The 10,135-nt window shown below is 37.8% G+C and carries 6 protein-coding genes and 2 pseudogenes; 2 read left to right on the top strand and 6 right to left on the bottom strand.

Going from position 1 to position 10,135, the window contains the following annotated elements:
• Together PVV63_RS03945 and PVV63_RS03940 are read right to left on the bottom strand one after the other, a co-directional pair.
• Window positions 1-264 (bottom strand): hypothetical protein (locus PVV63_RS03945; RefSeq protein ID WP_273790739.1); only part of this gene is annotated, 264 nt, incomplete at its 3' end.
• 38 nt (window positions 265-302) lie between these two features.
• A complete protein-coding gene (locus tag PVV63_RS03940) occupies window positions 303-611 on the bottom strand; it encodes a hypothetical protein (RefSeq protein WP_273790738.1) in 309 nt (102 codons plus the stop codon).
• A gap of 559 nt (window positions 612-1,170) precedes the next feature.
• Between PVV63_RS03940 and PVV63_RS10475 the strand changes: the two are divergent.
• A pseudogene (locus PVV63_RS10475) lies at window positions 1,171-2,415 on the top strand (autotransporter outer membrane beta-barrel domain-containing protein); the annotation flags it as partial.
• A gap of 1,524 nt (window positions 2,416-3,939) precedes the next feature.
• Window positions 3,940-5,847 (top strand): annotated as a pseudogene (locus PVV63_RS10470) (autotransporter outer membrane beta-barrel domain-containing protein); the annotation flags it as partial.
• Window positions 5,848-6,396: 549 nt separating this feature from the next.
• On the opposite strand, the gene PVV63_RS03920 reads toward PVV63_RS10470, so the two are convergent.
• The 4 genes from PVV63_RS03920 to PVV63_RS03905 are packed head-to-tail and all read right to left on the bottom strand — an operon-like array spanning window position 6,397 to window position 10,048.
• The gene (locus PVV63_RS03920) at window positions 6,397-7,179 is read right to left on the bottom strand and encodes an ABC transporter ATP-binding protein (protein WP_273790734.1); all 783 of its coding nucleotides are present in this window, start codon (window positions 7,177-7,179) and stop codon (window positions 6,397-6,399) included.
• Window positions 7,166-8,050 (bottom strand): ABC transporter ATP-binding protein, encoded by an 885-nt coding sequence (locus tag PVV63_RS03915; RefSeq protein WP_273790733.1) that lies wholly within the window; start codon window positions 8,048-8,050, stop codon window positions 7,166-7,168. The genes PVV63_RS03920 and PVV63_RS03915 overlap by 14 nt, the downstream gene beginning before the upstream one ends.
• Complete coding sequence (locus PVV63_RS03910; protein WP_273790732.1) at window positions 8,043-8,972, bottom strand: ABC transporter permease; 930 nt, start codon at window positions 8,970-8,972, stop codon at window positions 8,043-8,045. The genes PVV63_RS03915 and PVV63_RS03910 overlap by 8 nt, the downstream gene beginning before the upstream one ends.
• A gap of 2 nt (window positions 8,973-8,974) precedes the next feature.
• Window positions 8,975-10,048 (bottom strand): ABC transporter permease, encoded by a 1,074-nt coding sequence (locus PVV63_RS03905; RefSeq protein WP_273790731.1) that lies wholly within the window; start codon window positions 10,046-10,048, stop codon window positions 8,975-8,977.
• Between the last annotated feature and the right edge of the window lie 87 nt (window positions 10,049-10,135).

The following is a 10,135-nucleotide window of genomic DNA, read 5'->3' as shown; positions in this document are numbered from 1 at the left end:
CTCAGCCAATTCAACATGTTTCAAAGCCTTCAGCTCAACCGCTTCTTCTGAAAAAAGCAGATCTTTCACGTGCACACTATCGTGGTGGGAACGCGCTTTTACTGCTCCTTTGGCACGTGCTTTGGCACCCTCAGAGAGCTTTTCGCGAGCAAAAAAGCTTCCAAACCAGCCCCAAAAGTTGGAAAGGCTTTGTTTAAAGCCCTTCCACACATTGCCAAACCACCTGAAAACAACGCGCCAAGCCCCTGTTTGAACTTTTGCCAAGCTTGAGAGGAATCAAAAGCATTAGCGATTATGTTTTTCTAATGCGTAATGGTGGCGGTATCAGCACCCAAAAAACGCATGATAGCTTCAAAGGCACGCCCAAAAGCGCGGGCTATCCCCCGTGCAAAGCCTTTGACAAAAGAAGAGAAACGATCCCAATATTTCCACAAAGCAAAACAGCTAGCCATAATGACAGCCACAACAGCAGCAATGAGTGCCCCTATCGGGCTAAAAACAGCTCCCCACAACAGAGGCTTTGTATAATATATAGCCTTTCGGAAATTGTGGCTTATCAGCAGATTCTGTATATTTTTATATTTCATTTGTTCAAAGAAGACACTGAGCACTCAAAGAACCTTCAAAGCTCTGTCAAAGTCTTCTCTCATTTTTGCTGTCAAAAACTCATTTGATACACAATGTAGGCAACAACAATCAATTATCGCATCTCTACCCTAATTTCACCTTTTCCCACTCAGTATAAAATATAAAGTCAAATTACACACAAAAAGATTTATTCTTTATTTACTTTAAAACCTCTCCTTTTTTTGAAAATATACAACTTTAAAGGCACTGCTCTTCTCTTTTACATTACGTTTTTACTGTCTTTTTATTCCTGTATTTCTTTAATCATACACCAATGAATATTGGAATAAAAGAATATCTACGATCAATAAAAATATTATTAATGCAACTATCAACGCCTAATAATATTTCCATGAATATTAAAAATTATTTTTAAAATATAATTAGATAAAAATACATTATGAAATAAATTTAATGTTACATAATTAAACATAAATACAACTTTAATTTTGACAAAAAAAGCAAAACAAAATATCAAAGTGCTGTGTTATTAAAATAAAAGCAATATCTATTTTCACTTCTTCTTATGAAGTTAGCGGGAAAATGAATGTTTGGGGCTTTAAAAGGAGTAGACTGATGCCTAAAAAATTTCTTCTATCCTGCACAGCAATTGTGGCAGTTGTACTTTCTGGTATCAATCTTAATGCACAAGCTAAAAATCTTGAAATTTCAGAAAGTAAAAAAGAAGTTTCCAACGAAACCTACGAAATTATTCACGCAAAAAAAGGTGGTCAAATTATCGGCAAGCATTTGACGATAATCGGAAACAAAAAAACAAACACCAACATAGGCACAAATGCGCACGCTATAACAGCTGAAGGTTCTAACACTGCGATTGAATTACTGGATGGAACAACCATTAAAGGAACTGGTTCTAGCATTTTCTTCGGTCTTGAAGCAAAGGATGGTGCTACACTGAAAATGACCGGGGGAACTATCACAGTTTCCAACACTGGCGCTAAATTCTTGAACAGTAAGAATGCTGAAAACAAGCTAAAAGATATAATAATATCAAGTGGCAAAGGCAAAGCTCCACTAACTTTTGCAATATTTGCAGACAAAGACAGTGAAGTCACTTTAGAAAATGTAAAAGTGACTAAGGCAACGAATAGCGTTACAGCAAATAATAAATCTGAAATCACGATATTGGGAGGATCATTTGATACCACAAAGGCAGCAATATCTGCTTACAATGGCAGTCGCGTAACTCTAACTAACAATGTTCAAACTACATCATCTCATGGCACTGGACTCCATGCAACAGATTCAGAAACCACAATCGAAATGACGGGAGGAAGCGTAACCACAGAAAAAATGGCGTTGGTTGCAGAAAACGGTGGACATATCAAGGTCACGGATGTTGCGTTAACTGCGACGAATGATAAAATAGGAACAGTTGTCGCCGGCGGTCCAAACAGCGTGATTGAATTGCATGGGAATACAACAATTAAGAATGCTGTAATCGGTCTTCATGCACAAAACAGTGGAATGATTAAAATGATCGGAGGGACCATTACAGCTTCTGCAACCGGTGCTGGTTTCTATAATAGTAAGAGCAATGGAAACAAGCTAGAAAATGTGAAAATATCGGGCAGTAACAATAAAGAGCCTAAAATCACAGGAATAGGTGCCGACAAGGAAAGCAACGTCACTTTAGAAAATGTAACAGTTACGCGGGCAAAAAGTGGCATAGTTGCAAATAATCATTCTAAAGTAACGGTTTCTGGAGGATCATTTGAGGGAAAAAACGTAGGGGTATACGCTGGAAACGGCAGCAACATTACTTTAACCAGCAATAAAAAAGGTAACGTTCAAGTTACATCAACATCATCGAATAGCAAAGGACTCTACACAAATGGTTTACATTCTACCATCACAATGACGGGAGGAACAGTAACCGGAGAATTAGCGTTGGTCGCAGAAAACGGTGGACATATTAAGGTCACGGATGTTGCTCTAACAACAAATGAACATGGGGGCCAGGTCACCGATGTTCCTATAATAGGCGCAGGAGTCAATAGCGCTAATAGTATGATTGAATTATATGGCAATACAACGATTAAGAATGCTGGTGTTGGGCTTGTGGCAAGTAACGGTGGCGTAATTAAAATGATTGGGGGGACTATTACAACTTCTAAAACTGGTGTTGGCTTCGTGAACAGTAAGAGCACCGAAAGTAAACTAGAAAATGTAATAATATCAACCGGTAAAGATAAAAATTCAGGCAAAGGAATTCTTCTAGAGAAAGAAAGTGGTCTCACTTTAAAAAATGTAAAAGTGACTCAAACAGGCAACAGCGTAATTGCAAATAATCGTTCTAACATAACAATCTCTGGAGGATCATTTGATTCAAGCTATGCAACAATATGTGCTCAAAACGGTAGCAGCATCACCTTAACGGACAATGCTCAAATTACGTCACATGATGAAGCAGGCCTCTATGCACAAGACTCAAAATCCACAATTACAATGACAACAGGAAACGTGACAGGAAAATATACAGCCTTAGAAGCAGACATAGGTGGCCATATTACGGTTACAAATGTTGCTTTAAAAGCAACTAATAATGGCAGTGGTGTAGCTGCTGGTGCAGCTGCCTCTGGCTCTAACAGTGTGATTGAATTACTTGGAAATACAACGATCAGTGACGTTAAAATCGGAATTGATGCGCAAAACGATAGCACAATCAAAATGATCGGAGGAACCATTACTGCTTCCGAAGCAGGCGTTCACTTGTTAAAAAACAAGAGCAATAACAAACTGAAAGATGTAACGATATTAAATCGTAAGGATAATGCACTACTAATCAATGCAATAATTGCAAGAAGAAGTGCCATTACTTTAGAAAATGTAACCGTTCCGCAAGCAATCAATAGCATAATTTCAGATAATGGTTCTCAAATAACAGTTTCTGGAGGATCATTTAACGCAAAAGGTGCAGCAGTATCTGCCATAAACGGCAGCACTATTACTTTAACTGACAATGCTCAAATTACATCATCTGATGACAGTGGGCTCTATGCAAAAGACTCAAAATCCACCATCACCATAACGGGAGGAACAGTACAAGGTAAAACTACTGCATTATTTGCCGGAAACGGCGGACATATTAAAGCCACGAATGTTACTCTAATAACAGCAGATAGTAATGGATTCGGTGCGGAAAGCCAAGATGTTGGCAGTTTAGTTGAATTATATGGCCACACAACGATTAAAAATGCTGAGATCGGACTTTATTCAGAAAATGGCAGCACAATCAAAATGAGTGGAGGGACAATAATTGCCGAAAATAGTGCATTTGTTGTCAATAATAATGGACATATTGATGTAACAAATGTTTCTGCCACAGCAGAAGATAGAGGTATCGCATTTGAAAAGTCTAAGAACAATAAAACATCAGAAATCAATTTAACCAATACAAAACTTCATATTAAAAACGGTACTGGAATTAATGCAAATGAATCAATTGGTAAAGCCAATCTCAAAAATTCAGAAATCCGTGCCAATGTTTTATTAGTAACCGAAGCTTCAACGAAAAAAAATGATTTCACTTTTACACTAAACGCCGATCACTCCATCTTAGACGGCAAAGTGAGCACTGAAAAAAAATTCAAAACAGTCTTTGATTTGCAAAACAATACGAAATGGACATTGAAAACAAGCACAAATAAAAAAATCCAGAATGAAAAACTGTTTGATATTGCTCAAAGAGCACGTTCTGATATTTCTGTCCTTAACATCAATAACAGCTCTATTGTTTTTGAAGAGCCAACTGAAAATCATTATCACACGTTGCACATAGGATCTGGCAGACCAAATACTAAAAAAGTCTACAATGCTACAGGAAAAGCAGAAATTCATTTCAACGTCGAATGGAGTGATAGTGCTGCCATAAACAAACAAAAAGCTGACCATCTTCTGATTCACGGTGATGTTTCAGGTACTACACTGGTTTATATCACTGGACATTTAGAAAAGAACAATATTAAAGCAGATGCTTCTGCTCTTACCAGTGCACGTGGTCTTTCACTCATTCAAGTTTCTGGGAAAGTAAATCAAAACTCTTTCAAACTTGCACAGGACTATATCACAATAAGTGGTTCACCTTATAAATATATACTGAAAGCTTATGGACCAAAATCAAACCACAGTAAAACAAATGCTGAACAAAACCTTTTAGGAGAAAATAAAAATTTCTGGGATTTTCGCTTACAACCAGTACTGCTTGATAGCAACTCAAAAGTAAAAACCATCGTGCCATAAATACAAGCTATTTTTTCATGCCCTGTGCTCTCTTGTATGCTGGATTGACCGATATGGATAAGCAAAGTGCAACTGTTAGCCAATATGCGACATCTGTCTTAAGGAAAGAATAAGACAAACGGAATGGCTTCTTCTTATACGCCTATGGAGAAACAGGAAGCTTATTTTCTGATAAGTAGTGCTCCTAGTAAATATGGTTATAGCAGTGCTCATCTTCGTTATGCTGCTCTACAAGGAGCTATTAACCTTGTCGCGCAGAAGGGAAAAATATCTACAATACATTTTAGTCTTGTCGGAACCTACGGGCAACTCTCCTTCACTCCAAAGAATATGCAAGACAGCAAGTAAGAGCATATTGAATAAATGGTCATTTCAACTCACCGCCTATGGCAGTAAACAGCGTGACAGTGGTTTCTATCTTGATACGCTGTTATCCTATGGCTTCCTAAAGGGAAAGATCACCAATGCCCTCATTAATACAACCGCAAAATTGAAAAATACAAAAATGTTGGCGATCTCCACAAATGTTGGCAAACAATTTGCAACGGGTATTCAAGGCGTAACATTCAAACCGCAGGCACAGCTTGCCTATCAACATTTGATGTTTGATACCATTAAAGATGCTGATAATCTGACCATTGACATGCAAAATCCTTCTCAATGGATAATCCGTGTTGGTGGACGTTTGACAAAAACCATTGCCACTGAAAACAGCCGTCCTATGTCTTTCTATGGAAAAGTAAACTTGATCAAAACCTTTGGTGATGATCAGACACTCCATATCGATAAGGATTATAAACGTGACCCCTCGAGAAGTTCCGTTGAAGGTGGGCTTGGTATTAGTGCACAATTGTCCGCTAACCTCTCCCTTCATGGTGATGTCAGCTATCAACAAAAGCTTCAAAAACTGGTATAAGTGGTGCAAGCTTTTCAGGAAGAATACGCTATCAGTTTTAAATAACGACTGTAAAAAACAGCCCATTCAATTTAACAAAAAGGCAGCATATTGCTGCCTTTTTGGCTTATTATAAGCTGTTTTTAAGCGCTTTTTTAAATAGAGAACAGCGAAATATTTGAAGACTGTCATTGACCATTGAATGTTTTTTACAAAAAATTCTTTTTATAAAGAATAAAACTGTAAAAAGAGAACAACCAAAAACAAAATAATATTGAAAAATAATGTGAAGCTTTTCTAGAAAATACAGTATTACTATCTTTTGTTATTTCTCACAAATTTAATGCTTTAAATGCCAAAATAAAACTTTTGAACATAAAATGATAAGTAAAAATAATGTAACAATATTAAACAAAGGGATGTATGTTATAAGTCACTCGTATATTTCAAAATGGGAGTTCTAGTAGGATTTAAAATATTATAGCTCAAACACTGCCCAGCAAATTCATACTGGAAAAATCCTATTATGCCCTTCCCTCTTAACAATACCGCCAAACATCACCAGAAACTTCAAAACAAATAAAATTGCATTTTCTCTTCTGTAAAATGGATCATGCTCTTTGCTCTCTATGGACAATAGGCTCTATACTTGCTTCAAAAAACTCCTTTGTATAATCGTGTTGCGCATGTAGATTACGCAATTCATCATTGCTAAGCTCTTCAAGAATAATCCCTTTATGCATAATTCCAACACGTTCACAAATATGTGCAACAACAGCAAGATCATGGGATACCATTAAATAAGTAAGTTTTTTTCTCACGCGCAATGATTTCAACAAGTTTAAAATTTCAGCCTGTACCGACACATCCAATGCAGATGTTGGCTCATCAAGCAATAACACCTCTGGCTCAATAATTAAAGCACGTGCAAGAGCAATACGCTGACGCTGCCCTCCAGACAACTCATGAGGATAACGATAAAGAAATGAAGAATCTAAACCAACGGAATCTAAAGCATCCTCTACCCGCTCTCTTTGATTATCCATCCCATGGATTTTGAGCGATTCAGAAAGAACCGTATGGACCATTTTTCTTGGATGCAGCGAAGCATAAGGATCTTGAAAAACCATTTGAATACAGCGTAAAAAATCCTTACTTCTTTTCTTTTCAACTTCTTGTCCAGCAAAAAGAAACTTTCCACTATAATCTGGAATAAGCCCCACCAATGTATTCAAAATAGTTGACTTTCCACATCCGGATTCACCAATCAAACCATAAGCTTCACCACGCTTAATATGAAAATTAACATTTTTAACAACTGTTACTGCCTTATGCCTATGACCAAAAGTTACAGATAAATTAGAAACATCAATAATATTCTCACAATTTGTCATGAGGAACCTCCTCAACACCATTAACAATCGTAGGATTATACAACCAATCAGGATCACGCTCAGGAACAGCCAAAATATCAACTGGATTATCAAGCCGTGGTAAACTCGCGAGCAACGCCTTTGTATAAGGATGACAAGCGTGAGACAAATCAGAAGCAGGCAACTCTTCTAGCACACGGCCCGCATACATCACTAAAATACGATCACAAAAATCAGCAATCATATTTAAATCATGACTAATGAAAATAAGTCCCGTTCCAGACTTTGTAACAAGTTCATCTAATACGGATAAAACTTGCCGTCTGACCGTAATATCAAGCGCAGATGTTGGTTCATCGGCAATAATTAAATCAGGTTTTGGAATGAGCATCATTGCAATCATCACACGCTGCCCCATCCCCCCAGATATTTCATGAGGAAAGAGACGCATCACATGTTCAGGATCACGAATATGAACAGATTCTAACATAGATATGGTGCGCTCCCGCGCTTCAGCTTTTGAAACACGATAATGAATACGATAAGCCTCCATAATCTGTTCCCCGATCCGTATTAATGGATTAAGTGAATATTTGGGGTCCTGTAAAATCATTGAAATACGTTTCCCACGGATTTTTCGCATCTGAGGTTCACTTGCGGCCAATAAATCAACATCCTCAAAGCGCATTTTTTTAGCTTTAACAATGGCTGCTTTTGGACTTAACCTTAGTATTGCGCGCCCAGTCATCGATTTTCCAGATCCGGATTCACCAACAATTCCAATTTTTTCTTTTCCAACAGAAAAACTAACGCCACGCACAACTTCTGAAATGCCGCGCGTTGTAGGAAAAGAAATACGTAAATCTTCTACTTCTAATAATTTATTACCCATTGCGTGGATCCAATACATCACGAAGACCATCACCTAAAAGGTTGAAAGCAAGACTTGCAAATAATATTGCACAGCCTGGTATTGCCGCCAACCACCAATTTGTCATCATAAATTCCCGCCCTGAAGAAAGCATCGCACCCCATTCAGGACTTGGAAGTTGAGCTCCTAACCCTAAAAAACCAAGACCAGCAGCCGTTAAAATAATTCCAGACATATCCAAAGTTAATCGTACAATCACTGAAGGAATACACATGGGCGCAACATGAAACAAAATAATTCGCCAAGCAGAGGCCCCTTGCAAGCGAACTACAGAAACATAATCAGAAGAACGTATTGTCAAAGTCTCAGCACGTGCTAAACGTGCAATTGGCGGCCATGCTGCAATTGAAATTGCAATAGAAGCATTTTCAATCCCTGGTCCCAATGCAGCTGAAAATGCAAGAGCTAAAATCAAACCTGGAAAAGCAAGAAAAATATCGACAATACGCATGAGCACAGTATCAACCCATCCGCCCATATAACCAGATACAGTTCCTACAATAAGCCCTATTGGACCTACAATAACTGTTGTAAGAAAAACAACATAAAGAGTAATACGGGAACCAAAAACAAGGCGACTAAAAATGTCACGTCCCAATTCATCTGTTCCAAAATAATGTGCCATAGAGGGTGGCTGCAACCGATGCCCTAGATCATTGCTAAGAAAATCATGCGTAGCAATCCAAGGAGCAAAAAATGCACATATGATAATAATACAAATAATAAGCAGACCGAATACAGCCGAAAAGTTATGAAAAAACTTAGCCAGTGCGTGATAAATTCTTTGTATGTTCGCTTGAATTATGGAGTTTGGAACAGGATCGTTTAACCAACTACCCAAAGAAGATGATGATTGCGATTTATGATGATTACTTACTGTCATATTCAACGTGTCCTTGGATCAAAAATGCGATAAAGCAAATCAGAAAATAAATTAATGGCGACAAAGATAAATCCTACAAGTAAAGTACATCCTACAACTGCATTCATATCTCCGGCTAAAAGAGCATTTGTCAAGTAATGTCCAAAACCAGGCCAAGCAAAAACTGTCTCCGTTAAAACAGCCCCTTCTAATAAAAAAGCATAAGAAAGCGCAACAACAGTAATAATTTGAACAGCAGCATTTCGAAAGGCATGCCCCCAAACGGTTCGCGCCCACGATAATCCCTTTACACGTGCAGTAATGATATATTCCTGATTAAGCTGCTCAATCATAAACCCACGAGTCATACGGCTAATATAAGCCATAGCACCGAAAGCCAAGATCAAAGCAGGCATAATAATGTGACTAAAAACATTACCAAAAGCCTCCCATTGTCCTTGGCTTGCCGTATCCCAAAGGAAAAATCCTGTTTTTGGTTCAAAAGAATATTCATAAAGAAAATCAATACGTCCTGGGCCACCAACCCAGCCAAGCTTGGCGTAAAATATTAACAACGCCATTAATCCGAGCCAAAACGTTGGAGTAGAATAACTTACAAGTGTAAAAACACGGACAACATAATCAATAAATGAATCGCGATACATTGCTGCAAAAACACCAAATGGAATTCCAAGAGTTGTGCCAATAACAATAGCAACGGTTGCAAGCTCTAATGTTGCAGGAAATACACGCATAATATCGGCTAGAACAGGTCGCCCAGAAGTTAAAGCATCTCCAAAGTCAAACAAAAATACATTATGAAGATACTTCCAATATTGGACAATCAACGGCTTATCAAGACCCAGCTTATAATACATTGCATCATAAGCTTCCTGACTGATATTATCACCAAGAATAGACAGAACCGGATCTAGAGGAAGAAGATGACCAAGAAAAAAAGTGATCGTCACCAACCCAAGCAATGTGATAAAAACTGAAATAAGAAGTTTCAATCCTTTGCATAAAAAATCCCATAAAAATAATTTTTTCTGCTTTTCTGATACAGCTCTTTCAGTCTCTGAAAGTGGCAAAACCATTATAAAAATCCCCTCTGTAGCGACAAAACATAAAGCAAATACCTCTTTTTATATAACGAAACAACCTCTTATGAAGCATGTTCTACA

Source organism: Bartonella sp. CM31XJBT (assembly GCF_028618555.1).
Classification (GTDB): domain Bacteria; phylum Pseudomonadota; class Alphaproteobacteria; order Rhizobiales; family Rhizobiaceae; genus Bartonella.
Note: the sequence above shows the minus strand (reverse complement) of the source record. Positions and strands in the feature narration are given on the sequence as shown.

Bases quoted from the DNA above. Each gene is read 5' to 3' on its own strand.
- PVV63_RS03910 (WP_273790732.1), bottom strand. From the start codon at position 8,972: ATGACAGTAAGTAATCATCATAAATCGCAATCATCATCTTCTTTGGGT.
- PVV63_RS03905 (WP_273790731.1), bottom strand. From the start codon at position 10,048: ATGGTTTTGCCACTTTCAGAGACTGAAAGAGCTGTATCAGAAAAGCAG.
- PVV63_RS03915 (WP_273790733.1), bottom strand. From the start codon at position 8,050: ATGGGTAATAAATTATTAGAAGTAGAAGATTTACGTATTTCTTTTCCT.
- PVV63_RS03920 (WP_273790734.1), bottom strand. From the start codon at position 7,179: ATGACAAATTGTGAGAATATTATTGATGTTTCTAATTTATCTGTAACT.